At 66.6% G+C, this 20,231-nt stretch carries 17 protein-coding genes and 1 riboswitch; of the genes, 10 read left to right on the top strand and 7 right to left on the bottom strand.

From position 1 onward, the window contains the following. Positions 1-254 precede the first annotated feature (254 nt). The 5 genes from ACH0CP_RS06185 to ACH0CP_RS06165 all read left to right on the top strand — a co-directional run bounded on the left by ACH0CP_RS06185 (position 255) and on the right by ACH0CP_RS06165 (position 6,100). Positions 255-1,631: a glycosyl transferase family protein gene (locus ACH0CP_RS06185; protein WP_294443244.1), complete on the top strand. Its 1,377-nt coding sequence runs from the start codon at positions 255-257 to the stop codon at positions 1,629-1,631. After that, entirely contained in the window at positions 1,628-2,638 is a 1,011-nt protein-coding gene (locus ACH0CP_RS06180; RefSeq protein ID WP_294443245.1) for a hypothetical protein, read from the top strand. The genes ACH0CP_RS06185 and ACH0CP_RS06180 overlap by 4 nt, the downstream gene beginning before the upstream one ends. 46 nt (positions 2,639-2,684) lie before the next feature. Continuing rightward, positions 2,685-3,599: a sulfite exporter TauE/SafE family protein gene (locus tag ACH0CP_RS06175; protein ID WP_294443246.1), complete on the top strand. Its 915-nt coding sequence runs from the start codon at positions 2,685-2,687 to the stop codon at positions 3,597-3,599. Continuing rightward, positions 3,596-4,354, top strand: a complete 759-nt coding sequence (locus ACH0CP_RS06170; protein WP_294443247.1) for a TIGR02186 family protein — start codon at positions 3,596-3,598, stop codon at positions 4,352-4,354. The genes ACH0CP_RS06175 and ACH0CP_RS06170 overlap by 4 nt, the downstream gene beginning before the upstream one ends. Positions 4,355-4,438: 84 nt before the next feature. Then, positions 4,439-6,100, top strand: coding sequence for an ATP-binding protein (locus ACH0CP_RS06165; RefSeq protein WP_294443248.1), 1,662 nt, complete (start codon positions 4,439-4,441; stop codon positions 6,098-6,100). 64 nt (positions 6,101-6,164) lie between these two features. Here the strand turns inward: ACH0CP_RS06165 and ACH0CP_RS06160 are convergent, their stop codons facing one another. The 4 genes from ACH0CP_RS06160 to ACH0CP_RS06145 form a co-directional block, all read right to left on the bottom strand. Continuing rightward, positions 6,165-8,342 (bottom strand): sodium-translocating pyrophosphatase, encoded by a 2,178-nt coding sequence (locus ACH0CP_RS06160; protein WP_294443249.1) that lies wholly within the window; start codon positions 8,340-8,342, stop codon positions 6,165-6,167. 146 nt (positions 8,343-8,488) lie between these two features. Continuing rightward, on the bottom strand, positions 8,489-9,379 hold the full coding sequence (thiL, locus tag ACH0CP_RS06155) for a thiamine-phosphate kinase (protein WP_294443250.1): 891 nt from the start codon (positions 9,377-9,379) through the stop codon (positions 8,489-8,491). Between the two features lie 30 nt (positions 9,380-9,409). Beyond that, complete coding sequence (locus ACH0CP_RS06150) at positions 9,410-10,069, bottom strand: MBL fold metallo-hydrolase (protein ID WP_294443251.1); 660 nt, start codon at positions 10,067-10,069, stop codon at positions 9,410-9,412. After that, the gene (locus ACH0CP_RS06145; RefSeq protein WP_294443252.1) at positions 10,066-11,988 is read right to left on the bottom strand and encodes a prolyl oligopeptidase family serine peptidase; all 1,923 of its coding nucleotides are present in this window, start codon (positions 11,986-11,988) and stop codon (positions 10,066-10,068) included. The genes ACH0CP_RS06150 and ACH0CP_RS06145 overlap by 4 nt, the downstream gene beginning before the upstream one ends. 85 nt (positions 11,989-12,073) lie before the next feature. Between ACH0CP_RS06145 and pabB the strand changes: the two genes are divergently transcribed. The 4 genes from pabB to msrA all read left to right on the top strand — a co-directional run bounded on the left by pabB (position 12,074) and on the right by msrA (position 16,113). Continuing rightward, positions 12,074-13,858: an aminodeoxychorismate synthase component I gene (pabB, locus tag ACH0CP_RS06140; RefSeq protein ID WP_294443253.1), complete on the top strand. Its 1,785-nt coding sequence runs from the start codon at positions 12,074-12,076 to the stop codon at positions 13,856-13,858. Between the two features lie 29 nt (positions 13,859-13,887). Further along, positions 13,888-15,087, top strand: coding sequence for a pyridoxal phosphate-dependent aminotransferase (locus ACH0CP_RS06135; RefSeq protein ID WP_294443254.1), 1,200 nt, complete (start codon positions 13,888-13,890; stop codon positions 15,085-15,087). A 200-nt stretch (positions 15,088-15,287) separates the two neighbouring features. Next, positions 15,288-15,419, top strand: coding sequence for a hypothetical protein (locus tag ACH0CP_RS06130; protein ID WP_294443255.1), 132 nt, complete (start codon positions 15,288-15,290; stop codon positions 15,417-15,419). Between the two features lie 37 nt (positions 15,420-15,456). Beyond that, a complete protein-coding gene (gene msrA, locus ACH0CP_RS06125) occupies positions 15,457-16,113 on the top strand; it encodes a peptide-methionine (S)-S-oxide reductase MsrA (protein WP_294443256.1) in 657 nt (218 codons plus the stop codon). Between the two features lie 20 nt (positions 16,114-16,133). Here the strand turns inward: msrA and ACH0CP_RS06120 are convergent, their stop codons facing one another. Genes ACH0CP_RS06120 through ACH0CP_RS06110 form a run of 3 tightly spaced genes read right to left on the bottom strand, consistent with a single transcriptional unit; the run spans position 16,134 to position 19,062 of the window. Continuing rightward, complete coding sequence (locus ACH0CP_RS06120; protein ID WP_294443257.1) at positions 16,134-16,709, bottom strand: histidine phosphatase family protein; 576 nt, start codon at positions 16,707-16,709, stop codon at positions 16,134-16,136. After that, complete coding sequence (locus ACH0CP_RS06115; protein WP_294443258.1) at positions 16,706-17,086, bottom strand: adenosylcobinamide-GDP ribazoletransferase; 381 nt, start codon at positions 17,084-17,086, stop codon at positions 16,706-16,708. Before ACH0CP_RS06115 ends, ACH0CP_RS06120 begins: the two co-directional genes overlap by 4 nt. Positions 17,087-17,127: 41 nt before the next feature. Next, positions 17,128-19,062, bottom strand: coding sequence for a TonB-dependent siderophore receptor (locus tag ACH0CP_RS06110; RefSeq protein ID WP_294443259.1), 1,935 nt, complete (start codon positions 19,060-19,062; stop codon positions 17,128-17,130). Positions 19,063-19,192: 130 nt separating this feature from the next. After that, positions 19,193-19,397: riboswitch (cobalamin riboswitch) on the bottom strand. A 40-nt stretch (positions 19,398-19,437) separates the two neighbouring features. Here ACH0CP_RS06110 and cobU point away from each other — a divergent pair. After that, the gene (gene cobU / locus ACH0CP_RS06105) at positions 19,438-19,935 is read left to right on the top strand and encodes a bifunctional adenosylcobinamide kinase/adenosylcobinamide-phosphate guanylyltransferase (RefSeq protein WP_294443262.1); all 498 of its coding nucleotides are present in this window, start codon (positions 19,438-19,440) and stop codon (positions 19,933-19,935) included. Positions 19,936-20,231: the final 296 nt, after the last annotated feature.

The raw sequence follows: 20,231 nt of genomic DNA, 5'->3' as shown, positions 1-20,231 counted from the left end.
GCGCACCCTCCCCCCGATCCTGCCGCACCCTTAGCCTGATCTGCGTCAAGCCTCCATCCGGCATCCACCGTCCTCGCCAGCCGAATTTGCTCACCCGAGGTCCTACCTTTTATTTCTGCTTCTCGAAATCTTCAGACCCATCATCAAATTGAACGCAGGTTATACCCCTAATAATTAAGTCTTTGCCGCAGCATTTTCTGTGTTAGCCATCATAAAAGTAACCGAGTCGGGGGGCGCGGGAATTGCTACAGTGGATGGCGGGCACAGCGTGGCTTGATGCCATGCTGGTCGAGTTGACGTTGTTTGCCGCAGTAGGATTTTGCCTGGGTGGATCAGACGATGTCCTGGTTGATCTCGCCTGGTTCTTTCATCGCCTCGTCTACGGCACCACGCGTCGTGCCATTACCAGCTTGCCGCATCCCGTCACCCCGGGTCGCTTCGCGATCTTCGTCCCGACTTGGGAGGAGGCCGGCGTGATCGGGGCGATGCTGTCCACCACGCTGGCCCGCGTCGATCATGCCGATTATCGCATCTACGTCGCCTGCTATCCCAATGATCGGGACACGATCGCGGTCGTATCGGCGATTGCCGGCCGCGACTCGCGCGTGCGGCTGGCGGTCGGCGATCGGCCGGGGCCCACCACCAAGGCGGATAATCTCAACACTCTGTGGCGGGCGCTTCGGTCGGACGACGCACGCGACGGCACGGTCACGCGCGCGGTGGTGCTCCACGACGCAGAAGACGTCGTCCACGCCGCCGAACTCACCGTGCACGACGCGCTGCTCGGCCCGTGCGGGCTGGTGCAGATCCCGGTCCTGCCGCTGATCGATCCCGCAGCGCGGATGGTGTCGGGCCATTATGCGGACGAATTCGCCGAATCGCATGGCCGCCAGATGGGCCTGCGCGCCGCGATGGGCGCCGGCCTTCCGCTCTCCGGCGTCGGCTGCGCGGTGACGTGCGACGTCCTCGCCGAACTGGAAGCGGCGTATGGCACGCCGTTCGACGAGGCGAGCCTGACGGAGGATTACGAACTCGGCCTGCGCGCCCACGCGCTCGGCCACAGGGCGTGCTTTGCACGCGTCACCGATGCCGATGGGGCGCTCGTGTGCGTCCGCGCCTTCTTCCCCGCCACGCCCAATGCGGCCGTGCGGCAGAAGGCGCGCTGGATGACGGGCATCGCGCTCGCCGGCTGGGATCGCATCGGCTGGGGCCGCTGGTGGCATGTCGCGGAACACTGGATGCGCATGCGCGATCGTCGCGCTCCGCTCGCCGTCATCGTGCTCCTCGCCGCCTATGTGGCGATCCTTGCCTGGCCGTTCTCGATCATCCTCCATTTCCTGCTCGGCACCGCCCCGCCGCCGGTCGGGCCCGGGATGGCCGCCATCCTCATGGTCAACGCAGCCCTTTTGTGCTGGCGCCTGATGTGGCGGATCGCGACCACGACGCGGTTCTATGGCTGGCGCGAGGGATTGTGGTCGGTGCCGCGCGCGGTCGTCGGCAACGTGATCGCGCTGTTCGCCGCACGCCGTGCCGCCGCCACATACGCGCGGATCCTCGCCGGCAACAAACCACAATGGGACAAGACGGCGCATGTCTTCCCGGTTCTGCCTCATGATGGAGCGGCCGAATGAGCGCGCCGGCCACTGCGCGCGGCCGCCCCTTGCGCTTCCTCGTCACCCTCCTCGGCCTCTGGACCGCCGCCCGCGTCGCCCAGCATTGGCCCGAGCCACCAACCCTCCCGCACCTCGCCACCGCCATCGAAGCGGCCACCATCCCCGCCGAAGTTGCCGCAGCACCCGCCGCCACTCACGCCACTTTTGAGGCATCCGGCGTAGCCACCGTGGCCTCCGTGGCGCGTGTCGCTCCTCCCGCATCGCGACCGCCACGATCACAGCCACAGCCGGAAACCGTCGCTGCGGCCCTGCGCCCCTACCTCATCGCTTCGCAGGCGAGCGTCGGCGTGGACACGGCAACCGTGATCCCCACCACGCCCGCACCGCTCCGCCCCACCCCGTCGCGCCTCGCCGGCAGCGCCTGGATGATCGTGCGCGGATCAGGCAACGCCACACCCTTCGCGCCCCAGCTCGGCGGCAGCCAGGCGGGCGTCCGGCTGACCTATGCGATCACCGCAAACCGGCGCTTGGCCGTCACCGGTCGCTTCTCCACGGCACTCGCCTCACGCCAGCGCGAAGCGGCAATCGGCCTCGACTGGCAGCCTACTGACCTTCCGATCCACATCGTCGCGGAACAGCGCATCGGCATCGAACAGGCACGCGGCGGCCCCTCACTCAACGTGATCGGCGGCTTCGGCCCGACGCCGATCGCGGGTCGGCTACAACTCGATGCCTATGCCCAGGGCGGCGCCATCGCACGTGATGGCGTCGAAGGGTTCATCGACGGCGCGATGCGGCTGAACCATCCGGTCGCCACCCTCGGCTCTGCGCGTCTTGATCTCGGCCTCGGCGCCTGGGGCGGGGCGCAGCGCGGCGCGTCACGCCTTGACGCCGGTCCCAGCGCCTCGCTGGCCCTCCCGGTCGCGGACCAGAACCTGCGCCTTTCGCTCGACTGGCGCCAGCGTCTGGCAGGCCGCGCCGCGCCATCGTCCGGCCTGGCGTTCTCGATCGGAACCGATTTCTGACCGCTGGCGCTTCCGCCTCGCGGCCGATAGGCATATCCGGGCGGCCATGGATCTTTACCTCCCGATCGCGAACCTGTCGGTCAACGCGCTCGTCATCATCGCGCTGGGCGCGGGGGTCGGGCTGCTGTCCGGGATGTTCGGGGTCGGCGGCGGCTTCCTCACCACGCCGCTGTTGATCGTCTATGGTATCCCGCCCACGGTCGCTGCCGCCTCCGCCGCCAGCCAGGTGACCGGCGCCAGCGTCTCGGGCGTCTCGGCCTATCTGCGGCGCGACGGGGTGGACATGAAGATGGGCGGCGTGCTCGTCGCCGGAGGAATCATCGGATCCGTCGCCGGCGCATGGCTGTTCCAGCTGCTCCAGGCGACTGGGCAGATCGATACCACGATCGCCATCACCTATGTGCTGCTGCTCACCACGATCGGCGGCCTCATGCTGAAGGAGTCGGTCGAGGCCATCGCGGTCACGCGCGGCCGCCGCCCGGCGCCGCCGCGCCGCCGGCGGCATCATCCGCTGGTCGCGGCGCTGCCCTTCCGCATGCGCTTCTATCGCTCTGGCCTCTACATCTCGCCGCTCGCCCCGCTGCTGCTCGGCTTCGCGACCGGCATCCTGACGATCCTTCTCGGCATCGGTGGCGGCTTCGTCCTCGTCCCCGCGATGATCTACCTCCTCGGGATGGCAACGCAGGTCGTTGTCGGCACCTCGCTGTTCCAGATCCTGTTCGTCACCGCCGCGGCCACCATGGTCCACGCGCTCACCACCAAGGCGGTCGATATCGTCCTCGCCGGCCTCTTGCTGCTCGGATCGGTCGTCGGCGCGCAGGTCGGCGCACGCTTCGCCGCGCGCGCTAAGCCTGAGTATCTTCGCCTCGCCCTTGCGCTGATGGTGCTGCTGGTCGCCGGCCGCATTGCGCTCGGCCTCGGATGGCGCCCGTCGGACATCTACTCGGTCGAGCTTTCGTGAAGCGCCTCGCACTCGCCCTCGCCGCGCCGCTGCTGCTGGCGCAGGCCAAGCCGGTGCTCGTGCCGGACGTGTCACAGCGCGACATCCAGATCGCCTACAGCTTCACGGGCGCCGAACTGCTGTTGTTCGGCGCGATCCTTTATCCCGGCGGTAAGGTGCCCGACGACGAGCATCGCACCGATCTCGTCATCGTCGTGAAGGGCCCTACCCAGTCGATCACGGTGCGCGAGAAGGAAAAGATCGCCGGCATCTGGGTCAATGCGCAGGCGCTACGCTATCGCTCGGCTCCAAGCTTCTACGCCATCGCCTCCTCGCGGCCGATCGACCAGATTGTCGACGATCGGACGCGCGCGATCTACGAGCTCGGCCTCGGCAGCCTGCAGCTCTCCCCGGTGTCCGCCGCGCCCTCTGCGGTGCAGGATCGCTTCACCCGCGGCCTCGTCGATCTGCGCCGCCGCGCCGGCCTCTATTACGAGGCGCCGGGCGCGGTCGAGATCACGGAGGGCGTGCTGTATCGCGCCCGCGTCTCGATCCCTGCCCGCGTGCCGGTCGGCCGCTTTACCGCGGAAACCTTCCTGATCCGCGACGGCAAGGTTCTGGCAGCGGCGGTGCGCGATATCGAGGTTCAGAAATCCGGCTTCGAGCGCTTCGTCGCACGCGCCGCGGACCGCGCCGCACTCGCCTATGGCCTCAGCGCAGTGGCCATGTCAGTGCTGTTGGGCTGGGGCGCGGGAAGCATTGCGCGCCGCTTTTGAAGCACTTCGCTGCTCGCACTCACGGTTAATTTACGATCTTTGCGCCAAGAGTGGCCGGATGAGCAACGCCCGGGACATGCCCGAATGACCGAGATGCCGCTTTCCGGCGCGTTCGAGGCGCGCGCGCTTCACGCCGCCGATCGCGCGCTCGCCGGGCCGGATGCTATTGGTATTGTGCTCGAAATTGCGGGCTCATCCAGTCAGGTGATGTTCGATCCGGCCGCCATGGCGGTGATCGCGCATGATCCTGATCCGGCCGCCGCTGCCACCGGCCAGGTCGGCGGCCAGATCAAGCTGCGCGTCGGCAATTCATGGCTGATCGCCAACGTCCGGTCGCTCCGGCTGGATGATTTCACCACCGGCCGCATCGTGGCGCACATCGATTTCCTCGGTGAAGGCGACGAGGAGCGGCTGACCGGCAAGCTCTACAATTTCCGCCGCGGCGTCACGCGTTTCCCCGCGCCCGGCGCTGAGGTCTATCCCATCTCCACTGCCGATCTGGTCCAGATCTATGCCGCGGACGATCGCGCCAGCATCGAGATCGGCCACGTCTATCCCACCACGGATATCCGCGCCGCGCTTTACGTCGATGCGATGCTCGGCAAGCATTTCGCACTGCTCGGCTCCACCGGCACCGGTAAGTCGACGTCGGCAGCGCTGATCCTGCACCGTATCTGCGAACTCGCGCCGCAGGGTCACATCGTCATGATCGACCCGCACGGCGAGTATTCCGCCGCGTTCAAGGGCAATGGCGCACTCTATGACGTGTCGAACCTGCAGATGCCTTATTGGCTGATGAACTTCGAGGAACATTGCGAGGTGTTCCTGACGACAGAGGGCGCAGAACGGCAGGTGGATGCCGACATCCTCGCCAAATGCCTTCTAGCCGCCCGCGCCAAGAGCCGCGTCGGCAGCGAGATGCCGAAGATGACGGTCGACGCGCCGGTCCCGTATCTGCTCAGCGACCTCACCAACCTGATCCAGCTCGAGATGGGCAAGATGGACAAGGCGACCAGCACCGCGCCTTACCTTCGCCTCAAGACCAAGATCGACGAGATCAAGGCCGATCCGCGCTACAGCTTCATGTTCTCCGGCATGCTTGTCGCCGACACGATGAGCGATTTCATCCAGCGCATCTTCCGCCTGCCCGGCGATGGCCGGCCGATCTCGATCATCGACGTGTCCGGCGTGCCGAGCGAGATCACCTCGGTGGTGGTCGCGGTGCTCAGCCGCATGGTGTTCGATTTCGCCATCTGGTCGCGCAACGAGCCGCAGCGGCCGATCCTGCTCGTCTGCGAGGAAGCGCATCGCTACATCCCGCGCGAGGATGATGGATCCTCCGTAGGCCGGATCCTCGGCCGCATCGCCAAGGAAGGCCGCAAGTACGGCGTCTCGCTCGGCCTCATCACTCAGCGCCCGTCGGATCTGGCCGAAGGCGTGCTCTCGCAATGCGGCACGATCATCGCGATGCGCCTCAACAACGATCGCGACCAGGCGTTCGTCCGCGCCGCCATGCCGGAAGGCGCGCGCGGCTTCCTCGATTCCATCCCCGCCCTGCGCAATCAGGAATGCATCATCTGCGGCGAAGGCGTGGCGATCCCGATCCGCGTCTCGTTCGACAAGCTGGAAGAAGCGAAGCGGCCGGCCTCCGCCGACCCGGTTTTCTCGAAGCTGTGGCGTGATGTCGGCCACGAGGAGGAGATCATCCAGCGCACCATCCAGAAGTGGCGCGCACAGGGCCGCTAGAGCGCGCCCCGCCCGGTCCGGGAGGAGCGCTGCCCCTCCCGTCCGAAACCATCTTCAGTCGCGATCAGCCCGCCGCCAGTGCCGCGAGCAGCAGCAGCGCGACGATATTGGTGATCTTGATCATCGGGTTCACCGCCGGACCCGCGGTGTCCTTATACGGATCGCCCACCGTGTCGCCGGTCACCGCTGCTTTGTGCGCGTCGGATCCCTTGCCGCCATGGTTGCCGTCCTCGATATACTTCTTGGCATTGTCCCAGGCGCCGCCGCCGCTCGTCATCGACAGCGCGACGAAGAGGCCGGAGACGATCACGCCCAGCAGCATGGCACCAAGCGAGGCGAAGCCCGATGCCTGCCCGTCCACCGCCGTGACGATGAAGTACAGCGCGATCGGTGACAGCACCGGCAGCAGCGAGGGGATGATCATCTCCTTGATCGCCGCGCGCGTCACGAGGTCGACGGTACGGCCATAGTTGGGCCGGCTCGTCCCCTCCATGATGCCCGGATTGTCACGGAACTGGCCGCGGACTTCCTCCACCACGCTGCCGGCGGCGCGGCCCACTGCCGTCATGCCGAACGCGCCGAACAAATAGGGTAGCAGCGCGCCGAGCAGCAGACCGACGATGACGTACGGATTTGACAGGCTGAAATCGACCTGGATGTCCGGAAAGTACGTCTGGAGGTCGGTTGTGTACGCCCCGAACAGCACCAGTGCCGCAAGGCCAGCCGATCCGATGGCATACCCCTTCGTCACTGCCTTGGTGGTATTGCCCACCGCGTCCAGCGCATCGGTCTTCTGGCGGACTTCATCCTCCAGGCCGGCCATTTCGGCGATGCCGCCGGCATTGTCGGTCACTGGGCCATAGGCATCCAGCGCCACGACCATGCCGGCCAGCGCCAGCATCGATGTCGCCCCGAAAGCGATGCCGATGATGCCTGCCAATTTGTACGCGGCCACCACTGCGATAACGATCACCAGCGTCGGCAGCGCGGTGGCTTCGAGGCTGATCGCCAGCCCCTGGATCACGTTGGTGCCGTGGCCGGTCTCGCTGGCCTTGGCAATCGACTTCACCGGGCGATAATTGGTGCCGGTATAATATTCGGTGATCCAGACGATGAGGCCGGTCACCGCCAGGCCGATCATCATGCACCAGAACAGATCCATGCCCGTGAAGGCATCCGCCCCGGGTGCGCCGGTGATGTCGGTGACGACCAGGTCGCCCGCCCCGCTCACCACCGTATCCGTCTGTGCGTCGAGGAAGCCCGACGCACCGATCGTCGCATTGAGATCCCCCAGGGTCATCTGCGTCGCGACATAGATCGCCGGAATGGCAAGCACCGCGGAGGTCCAGAAACCCTTGTAGAGCGCGCCCATGATCGAGCCGTTCGCGCCCAGCCGCACCATGTACGTGCCGATGATCGATGTGATGATGCACACGCCGCCGACGATCAGCGGCAGGCTCATCAACTGCATCAGTTCTGCCGCCGATGCCTGGATCAGCAGCGCGATCGAGATCATCGTCACGCCAAGCGTCACGACATACGTCTCGAACAGATCGGCCGCCATGCCGGCGCAGTCGCCGACGTTGTCGCCGACGTTATCTGCGATGACCGCGGGGTTGCGGGGGTCATCCTCCGGGATCCCAGCCTCAACCTTGCCGACGAGATCCGCGCCGACGTCCGCCGCCTTGGTGAAGATGCCGCCGCCGAGGCGCGCGAAGATCGAGATCAGCGATGCGCCGAACGCCAGCGCCGTCAGCGCTTCGATGATCTCGCGCGCATTGGGTGCGTAGCCGGCGGGCCCGGTCAGATACCAGAAGAAGCCAGCGATCGCGAGCAGCCCAAGCCCCGCGACGAGCATCCCCGTCACGGCGCCGGACCGGAACGCCATGGTAAGGCCACTCTGCAGGCTGCCGCGCGCTGCCTCCGCCGTGCGGACATTGGCACGCACCGAAATATTCATCCCGACGTAACCAGCGACACCGGACAGAAACGCGCCGATCACGAACCCGATCGTCGAAAGCGCGCCGAGTGTTGCGGCGAGGATCACGGCGACAATCACGCCAACGATGGCAATGGTGGTATATTGCCGGCCAAGATAGGCCTTCGCCCCTTCCTGGATGGCGGCGGCGATGTCTTGCATCCGGGCATTTCCCGGCGACGCACGTAGGACTTGTTGGCTCGTAAAGATGCCATAGACCACGGCCAGCAGGCCGCAGAGGATGGCGATGTAGACCGTGGTCATCGCGTTCCTTCCCCTAAACAATGCGCTGGTAGGCCTCATCTTTGATGAGCGCCGCCGAACTTCTATTGTGGGGTGGAGCGTAACCGCCTGAAGCGAAAGCGCAAGCGCGGGTTCGTGAAGGGCTGGCCGGCCCTCACGGATGGCGATCAGGCGCGGTGTTCGAAGCCGAGGCGCGCCGGCGGGGGCACCGGTTGCCCGCTCTGCGTCAACACCATGCCCTTGCCCGGAGCGAAGTGCCCGATCCGCGTCGCGTGGCCGGTCGGCCGCTGATCCGGCGGCAGCGCGCAGAGCAATTGATAATCGTCGCCAGCCGTCACCGCGGCCAGCACATCGTCCCCGGCGAACGCGCGATAGGCTGACGACAGTGGCACCGCATCGAGCGCGATCGTCACCTCGAGCCCGCTTGCCGCCGCCATCCGCCATGCATCGATCAGCAGGCCGTCGGAGACGTCCATCATCGCATGCGCGATCGGCCCCAGGACGCGCCCTTCGGCCAGCCGGGGCCGCGGCCGGCGATAGACCGCCAGCAGCGTGGACGGTCCGTCACCCGTTTGTGCGACCTTCAGCCCAACGCCCGCGTCACCGATCGTCCCGGTCACCCACAGTGCATCTCCCGGCCTGGCGCCCGAACGCGGCGGCGCGGCGGCGTCCGCACCGAACGCCGTCACCGTCAGCACCCGCGGCGCGCCCGCAGGCAGCGACACCGTGTCCCCACCCAGCAACGGGCAGTCGAGGGCGGAAAGGCACGCATCCAGCCCCGCCAGGAACCGCCGGTCCCATTCCCCGCCCGACAGCGGATAGTTCAGCAGCACGCCTTCCGGCCGCGCGCCCTTGCCGGCGAGATCGGACAGGCTGACCGCAACCAGCTTCCACGCCACGTCGCCGGGCGGATCGTCGGGCAGGAAATGCACCCCCTCCACCAACGTATCGGTAGTGAGGACGAACTCGCCCAGCCGCGCGGCATCGTCCGCCAGCCCCAGCGCGCCCTTGTGGAGCGGCAGCCGGCGAAGCGCAGCGATGAACTCGGCTTCGGTCATATCATCGCGTCGTGGGCTGCGTGATCAGGGTCAGTCAGACAGCGCGTCGTCGCTGACGAACATGTTCCACTGCCGCTCGTGCCCGAAGGTCGACGGCTTGCCGTGCCCGGGGATGAACGCGGTCTCGGCGCCCAGCGGCCACAGCTTGGTGACGATCGAGTTCACCAGCTGCTGGTGATTCCCCTGTGGCAGGTCCGTCCGGCCCACCGAACCCTGGAACAGCACGTCGCCGACCTGCGCGAAGTTCGACGGCGGATGGTGGAAGATCACGTGCCCCGCGGTGTGTCCGGGCGTGTGATAGACGTCGAGCGTCAGATCGCCCACCGTCACCGTATCGCCGTCGTTCAGCCAGCGATCAGGCTCGAACGGCACGCCGACGATGCCCCACCGGGCGCCATCCTCTTCCAGCCGCTCCAGCCAGAAACGATCGTCCTCATGCGGGCCTTCGATCTGCACTCCCAGCTCGTCCGCCAGCGGCTTCGCTGCGCCGGCATGGTCGATATGGCCATGCGTCAGCAGGATCTTCTCGACGGTAACGCCGGCCTGCCCCAGCGCCGCCTTGATCCGCGGCACGTCGCCGCCGGGATCGATCACCGCCGCCTTCATGGTGCGCGTGCACCAGATCAGCGTGCAATTCTGCTCGATCGGCGTGACCGGAACGATCATCGCCTTCAGCGCGGGCTCACTCATTTCGCATTCTCCCCGAGCAGGTAGCGCTGCCAGAAGGTGAGCACTGCCAGCGTCGAATAATCGCGGTTTTCCTTCTTGGCGAACCCATGACCTTCGTCCGCCGCGACGATGTGCCACGCGGTGCCGCCACCCTGGCGCACCGCCGCGACCAGCTGGTCCGCCTCGGACTTGGGCACGCGCGGATCATTCGCCCCGGTCACCACCAGCAGCGGCACCTTGATCTCGTTCACCCGCGTCATCGGGGAAATCTCGATCAGCTTGGCCTTCTGCTTGGGATCACGCTCGTCGCCATATTCCACGCGGCGCAGGTCACGGCGATAGCTTTGCGTATTCTCGAGGAAGGTCACGAAATTGGAGATGGCGACGGTGCATTGCGCGCCCTTCAGCCGGGCGCCGTAACGGATCGCCGAGGCGTAGCACATGTACCCGCCATAGCTGCCGCCCTGCACGCCGATGCGCGCGGCATCGATCGCCGCATCCTTGGCGAAGTGATCCAGGAAGGCGCCGATGTCGTGCACCGAATCCTCGCGCTTGAACGGGCCGTTATCGAGGCTGACGAAGCGCTTGCCGAAGCCGGTCGAGCCGCGAACGTTCGGATAGAAAAGCGCGATGCCAAGCTCCTTCAGATAGTAATTGGCCGCCCCGCGATAGCTCGGCCGGGTCTGCCCCTCCGGCCCGCCATGGATGTCGATCAGCAGCGGGCGCTTGCCCGGAAACTTGGCCGAGTCGGGTCGATAGAGGAAGCCGGTTACCGGCTCCCCGTCGAAGCTCTTCACCGTCACGAGTTCAGGCGCCACATTCTTCGCCGCATCCAGCCCGCCCGTCTCGCTCTCCGTCCAGCGCGTCACCGCCAGCGTTGCGGGATCGACCACGAAGGCGTCCCCCGGCGTGTTCGCGCTGCTCACCGTCACCGCGACCGCGCCCCACGGCGCGATCGAGATGCCACCGACGACACCCTCCGGCAGCCCGGTCACCTCGCGCATCTGCCGGGTCTTGGGATCGAGCAGCTTCAGCCGGCCCACGCCCGCCTCATTGGTCACATAAGCGATGAAGCTGCCGTCGTCGGCGATCTCGAACTCGTCGATGTCCCACTTCGCCGGCGGCGTCACCGGCGTGAACTTGCGCGTGCGCGGATCGAGCGTGCCGAGCCGCTGCACGTCCGAGCCCTGGTCGCTCGTCACCCACAAGGTGCCGTCCGGAGCAAAGCGCGCATTGCCCCATGATACCGTGCCCTTAGGATCCGTGATCGGCGTCAGCGTGCCGCTCGCAAAGTCGAGCGAGTAGAGGTTCGATTTCTGGACGGAGACATATTGGCCAACAACGGCGGACTTCCCATCCGGCGCGAAGTCCGAGATCCCCCAGCCGCCGCCCTTCACCTGGGCGACCAGCCGGTCGGTCTTGGGATCGCGCGGGTCAACCACGTAGAGGTCGCTGTCCGTGCCATTGCGGCGCGTGGAGGAATAGCCCACCAGCTTCCCGTCGTGGCTGAACGCACCGAACTGGTTGCGGCTCTTGCCGTCGGTGATCAGCGTCAGCCGGCCATCCTTCAGCGTGTAGAGCTGATAGAATTCACCGCCGCCGGTATCCTTCTGCACGACGAGGACGTCACCGCTCTTGGAGTAGCTCGCGCCCCCCACCCGATCGGTCTCGAACGTTATCTGGCGCCGCATCGCCAGCGGCGAAGCCACCGTGTGCAGCTGGGCGACATTGGCGAAACGCGTGGAAATCAGCAGCGACCGGTCGACGGGGTTCCAGTCGACCGCCCCGGCCGAGCGCGCCTCGAGATAGGGGCGGACCTGCTCGGCAAGCGCGACCGGGATCGCCGGCACTTCCTCGGCGGTGATGGCGGCGGGTTTGGCGACTTGGGCGGCGGCGGGAAGCGCGGTCACGGCCAGCGCAGCAAAGGCAGATCGAAGCATTTACCGTGCTTGCCCCGGTCTTTCCGCGCCCGCAAGCACCATGGACGGGGTTGCCGCCCGGCGGAAGCGCGGGCATTGCCGGCACATGTCGCCAGACGCGCCTCTTGCTGCGCCGTTCGTGCTGCTTGACGATGCCCGGCCACAGGGCGCCGCAGCCCGGCTGTATCGCCAGCCGCTCGAGATCATCGAGGCTCGCTCGGCAGATGCCGTCGGTCCGGCGCTGGAGCGGATACGCGCTGCTGTCGCCGCCGGGCGCCACGCCGCCGGCTTCCTCGCCTATGAAGCAGGTGTCGCCTTCGAGCCACGCGCGGGCACGCCCGGCTCGATCGCGATGCCGCTCCTCTGGTTCGGCCTGTTCGATGCGATGGAAGAAATCGCTGACCCGGAAACCTGGCTCCCCGATCCGTCCGGCGCCTGGATCGGCGAGCCCCAGCCCGCGATCACGCGCACTGACTATGACGCAGCACTGACCCAAGTGCTCGATCTGATCGCGGCCGGTGACATCTATCAGGCGAACCTCACCTTCCGCGCATCGGTGTCGATCCTCGGCGATCCGCTCGCCGCCTATTCGGCGATACGCCGCCGCGCGCAGGCCGGCTGGGGCGCGATCGTGGCCACCGGTCAGGACACGCTCCTGTCCTTCTCGCCGGAGCTCTTCTTCCGCCTCGACGGCGGAACGCTGACCTGCCGCCCGATGAAGGGCACCGCCCGCCGGCACGCCGATCCCGAGGTCGACGCTGCCGTCGCGGACGACCTTGCCAGCGACGAGAAGCAGCGCGCCGAGAACCTCATGATCGTCGATCTGATGCGCAACGATCTCTCGCGCGTCGCGATCGCTGGCAGCGTCGCCGTGCCCGAACTCTTTGCGGTCGAACCCTATCCCACCGTCCACCAGATGACCTCCACTGTCACCGCCACGCTCGCGCCGGGGCAGGACGCCGTCGACGTGCTGGCGGCGCTGTTCCCGTGCGGCTCGATCACCGGCGCCCCAAAGGTACGCGCGATGCAAGTCATCGGTGATGTCGAACATTCCCCCCGCGGCGCCTATACCGGCGCGATCGGGCGCTTCGATCCCGGCGGCAGCGCACAATTCAACGTCGCGATCCGCACCCTCGCCATCCATGCGGACGAGGATCACGCAACGCTCGGCCTCGGCGGCGGCATCGTCGCGGATAGCCGCGCCGACGCGGAGTGGGACGAGGCGCTCGCCAAGGGCGCTTTTCTCACCCATGGTCAGCGCCCGCCGGACCTGATCGAGACCATGGCGTTCGATCCAGACGCCGGCATCGTGCTGGCCGAGCGGCATCTGGCGCGCATGAAGCGCAGCGCGCTTACCTTTGGCTTCGCCTTCGATCGGCACGATGCCCGCAACGAGCTTCAGGCTGCGACCTTCCGCTTGCGCCAGCCGGCCAAGATCCGCCTCGTCGCCAGCGCCGCGGGCCGGATCGCGATTGAGGTGGCGCCCATGCCCGCCCTGTCGGATCGCCCGCTCGCCATCGCGGTCGCGCCGCTACCGGTCGACTGCCGCGACTATCGCCTGCGCCACAAGACCAGCGATCGCAGCTTCTACGATGCCGCGCGCCGCGCCGCGGGGACGGCCGAGATCGTGTTCCTCGATCCCGAGGGCTTCGTGACGGAAGGCAGCTTCACGAACGTCTTCCTCCGCCGCAACGGCGTGTTGCTGACGCCCCCGCTCCGCCGCGGCCTGCTGCCGGGCGTGCTACGCGAGGAGCTGATCGAGTCCGGCCGTGCGGTGGAACAGGATTTGACCACCGCCGATCTTTCCGGGGAACTTTTCGTCGGAAATGCGTTGCGCGGTTTGATCCCTGCGTTGCTCGCAGTTGCGAAATCGGATCAGCGGTCGCTATAGCCCGCGGCGCTTACAGGAGCCGCCCCATCATGAAGACGTCCGCCGCGCTCGATCGCATCAGCCCATCGCCGACCCTGGCGATCACCACCAAGGTGCAGGAGCTGAAGCGTGCCGGCATCGACGTTATCGGCCTGGGCGCCGGCGAGCCTGATTTCGACACGCCCGATTTCGTCAAGGAAGCCGCGATTGAGGCGATCCGCCGCGGCCAGACGAAATACACCAACGTGGATGGCACGCCCGAGCTGAAGAGCGCGATCGCCGCCAAGTTCAAGCGTGACAACGGCCTTGAGTACACGCCCGCCCAGATCAGCGTGAACGTCGGCGGCAAGCACACCCTGTTCAACGCCATGGTCGCCACGGTCGAGGCGGGCGACGAGGTGATCGTGCCCGCCCCTTACTGGGTCAGCTATCCGGATGTCGTTCAGTTCGCCGGCGGCACGCCCGTCGTCGTCGCGGCCGGGCCGGAACATGGCTACAAGCTGACGCCGGCGATGCTGGAGGCCGCGATCACGCCGCGCACCAAGTGGCTGATCCTGAATTCGCCGTCGAACCCGACCGGCGCCGCCTACACCGCCGCCGAGCTGAAGGCACTGGGCGAGGTGCTGGAACGCCATCCGCACGTCTGGATCTTCGCCGACGATATGTACGAGCATATCGTCTATGACGATTTCCAGTTCGCCACGATCGCTGAGGTCTGCCCGTCGCTCTACGAGCGCACGCTGACGGTGAACGGCTGCTCCAAGGCTTATGCGATGACGGGCTGGCGCATCGGGTTCGCCGGCGGCGCGCAGTGGCTGATCAAGGCGATGGCGAAGCTCCAGTCGCAATCGACCAGCAACCCCTGCTCGATCGCTCAGGCTGCGGCGACGGCGGCGCTGAACGGCGACCAGTCCTTCCTCGCCGAGCGCAACGCCGCGTTCAAGGCGCGCCGCGATCTCGTCGTCGGCATGCTGAACGACACGCCCGGTATCACCTGCCCGACGCCGGAAGGCGCCTTCTACGTCTATCCCGAAGTCTCCGGCCTCATCGGCAAGACGACGCCGAAGGGACAGAAGATCGAGACCGACAGTGACTTTGTCGGATATCTGCTGGAAGAAGCGCGGGTTGCCGCCGTGCAGGGCGTGGCTTTCGGCCTCTCCCCGGCAATGCGCATCAGTTATGCCACGGGTGAGGACGTGCTTCGCGAGGCATGCACCCGCATTCAGCAGGCCTGCGCCATGCTGCGCTGATCCTCGTTCGGTGCCAGTGCAATAGAAGCTGGCACCAATCATTGGTGTGACATCGGAAACGATTGCTTTCCCGCTTCGACATTCAGTCGAAAGACGGGCGTACCTATATCGCAACCCACGATGAACGGCGCTTCCATGCATCGTTCAGCAAACCGGTGGCAGAAGTTGCCATCGGATCAACGAATAAAAGAGCCAAGACGATGACCCGCTTTCTCAAATCCAGCTTCCTGTGGCAGTTCGCCGGCGGGTTCGTGCTCGGCGCCGTTGGCCTGTTCGCACTGACGCCCGTCACCGATCCGGTCACCGGCGCGCCGATCGAGCAGGTACGCTGATCTTCCGCTCCGTTCAGGGGCTCCCCATATCGGCGTCATGCGTCGCTTCCTGATCCCGCTACTTGCCGCCGCAGCCGCCAGCGCCTGCAGCGCCCCCGTCGCCGCCGAGCGCGCCGTGCCGATCCCGGCTGCGCAGCGCGACATTCCTCCCGCCCCCGGTCTCCAGACCGCCGTCCTCGCCGGCGGCTGCTTCTGGGGCATGGAAGCGGTGTTCGAACGCGTCAAAGGCGTGCGCTCGGTTACGTCCGGCTTTGCCGGTGGCGACCGGGCCTCCGCGAACTATGCCGCTGTGTCGACCGAGGGCACGCGCCACGCCGAAGCCATCCGCATCGTCTACGATCCCCGCCAGGTCAGCTATGCGACGCTGCTTCGGGTCTATTTCGCGATTGCGCATGATCCGACGCAGGTGAACGGGCAGGGCCCCGATCGCGGCCCCAGTTACCGCTCGGCGATCTTCCCGCAGAACGCTGCCCAGCGGCAAGTCGCCAGCGCCTATATCGCGCAGCTGACCCGTGCGAAGGCGTTCCCGAAGCCGATCGTCACCAAGCTGGAAACCGGCCAGTTCTTCCCGGCGGAAGCGTCCCACCAGCAATTCTACGATCGCAACCCGAATCACCCCTATATCGTCCGCTGGGACAAGCCGAAGGTCGCCGCCTTCAAGGCCGCCTTCCCTGCCCTCGCTCGCCGCATCTGATCGGCGCCGCCGCGACGCTCTTACAGCTCGCGCGGCGCCGACGAGCCGTCACGCCGCACTTCGATGATCGCGCCATGGGGCGGCACCAGCTCGATCATCTTTTCCAGCGGATGGCCGGTCAGCAGCGCCCGCAGCGCCGCGATCGGGCCGCCATGGGTCACCACCACGATATCCTCGCGATCGCTGAGGTCGCGCCAGGCGGCATGAACGCGCCGCATCAGCGCCGCGCCCGTTTCGCCGCCGCCGGGGCGGAAGGTCGCGGGCGCCGTCATCATCTTGTCCATCAGCGCACCCGTTTCGCGCCAGATCGCGGTCCAGCTTCGCCCTTCCCACCCACCGAAATCGCGTTCCAGCCAGTGCGGATCGGAAACGACCGGCCGGCCTGAGCGCTTGCGCACCATTTCGGCCAGCTGACGCGTTCGGATCGCCCCCGAATGGACGATGAGCGAGTGCGGCTCCGCCGCCAGCCGGTCGGCCAGCTCGCCCGCCATCCGCATCCCCTCGCGGCTCCAACCCATGTCGGATCGGCCATAGCAACGACCGGCCCAGGCCTTGGCAACCGGCGGATGGCGGACGAGGAGGACGCGCCCGCTCACCGCACTGCCCCGCAGAGCAGCACGGAAAGCTGGCCCATGTAAGCCGCGAAGCCCAGGCAATCGCCCGTGCTCCCCCCGATCCGTTGCTGCAGGAAGCGCCTGATCCACCACAGGAACAGAAGACAGATTGTTGTGCTGCCCAGAAGCGCCGCGGGGCGGACGAGCAGGAAGGGCATAAATGGCGTGATCCCGGGTAGGGTAAGCAGAACCGCATCAGCAGTGCGCGATACTGGAACGCCACCTCCATAGTCCGCCCCCGCATCTTCACGGAAGAGGCTGGTGAACAGCGCTTCACGTCCGCGAGGCACACCTCGTTGGAAGATCGATCCAGTCTTCGCGGCCGAACAGCGCGCGCGCCTCCCCCACGCGCCCACCATGGGCGCAGAACGTGGCGAGGGCGCGCGCGTCGGTCATCGCCTCAGTACGTCAGGCGTACGCCGGCGAATGCACCGCGCCCCGGCTGACCATATTGGTAGACCGTCTGATAGCGCTCGTTGAACGCATTCTCGATGCGGCCGTACAGCTCCAGATGCTCGTTGATCGGGAAGGCGGCCCGCACGTCGGCGATGACATAACCGTCCAGCCGCCGCGCGTTGGAGGCATTGTCGAAACTGTCGCCAACGGCGGTGATCGTCGCGCCGGTGGTCAGGCCGAGCGGCCAGCGATAATCGGCGTTCACCGTCACGCTGGTGTCGGGCCGACGCGCCAGATCGCGCCCGAAGTTCGCCGTGCCGACCGACCGGTTCTTCGCGTCGAGGTAGGTGTAGCTCGCACTCACCGTGAAGTCGTTGGTCGGCCGCAGCAGCAGCGTCGCCTCGACGCCCTGTGCAACCGTCCGCGCGATATTGTCGTAGGTGCCGCTTGGCCGGCCGGCGCATATCCCGGTCCGCGGCGGTGGGCACGAAATGAAGGTGATGAGGTCGGAGGACTTGCGATGAAAGTACGTCGCGCTCGCCTCCAGCGCACCGCCTAGCGCCCGCTGCGTGATCCCCGCATCCCAGTCGTGCGACCGCTCCGGCCGAAGCGCGCCATTCCCATATTCGCTCTGCAGCTGGTACAGCGTCGGCGCCTTGAACCCTTCCGAATAGCTCGCGCGCACCGTCGTCGCGCCGCCATTGGGTGAGTAAGCAGCGCTGCCCGCAAAGGTCGTCGCGCCGCCGAACACATTATGGTCGTCGTGCCGCAGCCCGGCGGTCGCGGTCAGCCCGCCGATCGGCGTCACCACCAACTGGCCATAGACACTGAAGATCCGCGCGCGGCCGCGCGTCACGGGGCCGCCATAGCTCGACGAGGAGAAGCGCGAGACTTCGCGCTCGGCGCCGAACGTGGTGAAGACGGCAGAGCCGAGATCGGCCGTGCCCTGGTATTCCAGCCGCTCGTTACGGCCGATCCCGCGGAAGGTCTCGGTCGGGGTGCCGTCCGGATCGATGTTGCGCCGGTCCGTCTCGGTCCGGGCGTACGCAAAGCGGTTGCGGAAGCGGCCGTCGAACAGCGCTGCATTCAAGCCGGCATAGGCAACCCACTGCTCGCTATCGCCAAATTCCCGCGTGTCGCCGAACGTGAAGCTCGGCGCCGGGAAGCCGTCGATGTCGGTCCGGCCGTTGCCGTAGAAACCGCGCAGGTCCAGCGAGACGTTGCTGGCCAGTTCGATCCCCAGGCTCGCGTTCCCGGTATAGTTGCGAAAGCCGTCGCGCTCGCTCCCAGCTGCGAAGGTCGAGACCCCATCCGTCGTGAAATAACCGCCGCCGAGGCTTGCCGAAACCGGCCCCGACTTGCCCGAGACATTTGCATAGGCCTGGCCGCTATTATGCCATCCGCCCTCGGCGCGGGCGTTGACCGCCAGTTCCTCCGTCGGCTGGCGCGTGATCAGGTTCACCACGCCGCCGATCGCCTGATTGCCCCACAATACGGACTGTGCGCCGCGTAGTACCTCGATGCGCGCAATGTTGCCGATCAGCAGATTGCCGAAGTTGAACCCGCCCCCCGTGGAGGACGGATCGTTGAGCTTGATCCCGTCGATCAGCGCGACCGTCTGGTCGCTATCCGCCCCGCGGATATTGACCGATGTGGACGTGCCAGCGCCGCCATTGCGGACGACGGTGACACCGGGCGTCTGGCGCAACAGGTCGGATACGATCGTTGCCTGCCGCCGTTCGATCGTCTCGGCATCCAGCACCGTCACTGCCTGGCCGATCGTGGAGGCAGGGCGCGCCGCGCGGTTGGCCGTGACGAGGATATCTTCCCCGCCGGCAGTCGCCTGCTCAAGGCCGAACGTGGATTGGGCGCTTTGCGCAAGTGCAGGCGTGGCCGCCGCAATGCACGGCAGCAGGATCAGATAGGCACGATTTTCCAAGGCGTTTCCCCCTCGCATCAACAACGGGGCACGCGCCACGGCTTCGCGGAACAGCTGTTCCGTCGCGCACGACCCCAACGACGTCGTCACGCGAGGAAGAACCTCGATCGCCCGGAACACCCCGTCCGCGCGAAGGACAACCGCGACAGGCAGGTCTCCTGGCTCCCGGGTCATCGCCTTGCTCGGCCTTCCCGGATCGCAATCGATCCAGTGGCACACGAGGAGCAACGCTCGCCGGTCACAGTTGCGGGGACAGCTCCGGATGGCGAGCTTGACGCTCGCGTCCGGATTCCCTTTTGATTCCATCTCTGGAAACCTGTCGCGCTGGCGCCCTATCGGATCAGCGGAGCGGAAGGCAAGACCATCGTGAAGATCATGTTCCTCGGCGGTGCCCGCTCAGGCAAAAGCCGCCTCGCGCTCCATGCTACCGAGCGCCATCCAGGCCCGCTTCATTATCTCGCCACGGCAGAGGCGGGCGACGCAGAAATGGCCGAGCGTATCGCCCATCACCAGGCGGAGCGAAGCGGGCGCTGGCGCACCGTCGAATGCCCGGTCGCGCTGCCGGATGCGATCCGATCCGTCACCGGCGGCGCGATCATGGTCGATTGCCTGACCTTGTGGCTGTCGAACCTGATGATGGCTGAAGCAGACATCGAGGGGCACACCGCCGATCTTCTCGGGGCAATCACAGGGTCGCCGCTGCCGCTTGCCATTGTCACCAACGAGGTCGGCCTCGGCATCGTGCCCGAGCATCCCCTCGGCCGCCGCTTCCGCGATGCCGCAGGCCGCGTGAACCAGGCAATCGCGCGCTACATGGATGAGAACTATTTCATCGCCGCGGGGCACGTCCTCCCGCTGCAGCGCTTCAGCTGATCAATCCGACAACGGTTTAGCGCTCGTCCTGTACGGTGCGCGGATCGCGACCCGCGGCGAGGCCGCGGAGATTCTGACGACACTCATCAAGAGCGTGAATGATCTGCCCACAAGGCTGCAAGCCTCGGGGAGAGGGTGAAGGCGAAGGTATCGCGCCTGATAACCTTGGCCAGAAACGACAACGCCGCCCCGAAGGGCGGCGTTTGTCGTTCTATGGTGTTGGTTGCGGGGACAGGATTTGAACCTGTGACCTTCAGGTTATGAGCCTGACGAGCTACCGGGCTGCTCCACCCCGC

This window comes from Sphingomonas sp. 179-I 2A4 NHS, from assembly GCF_045369135.1.
In the GTDB taxonomy this organism is placed as follows: domain Bacteria; phylum Pseudomonadota; class Alphaproteobacteria; order Sphingomonadales; family Sphingomonadaceae; genus Sphingomonas.
Note: the sequence above shows the minus strand (reverse complement) of the source record. Positions and strands in the feature narration are given on the sequence as shown.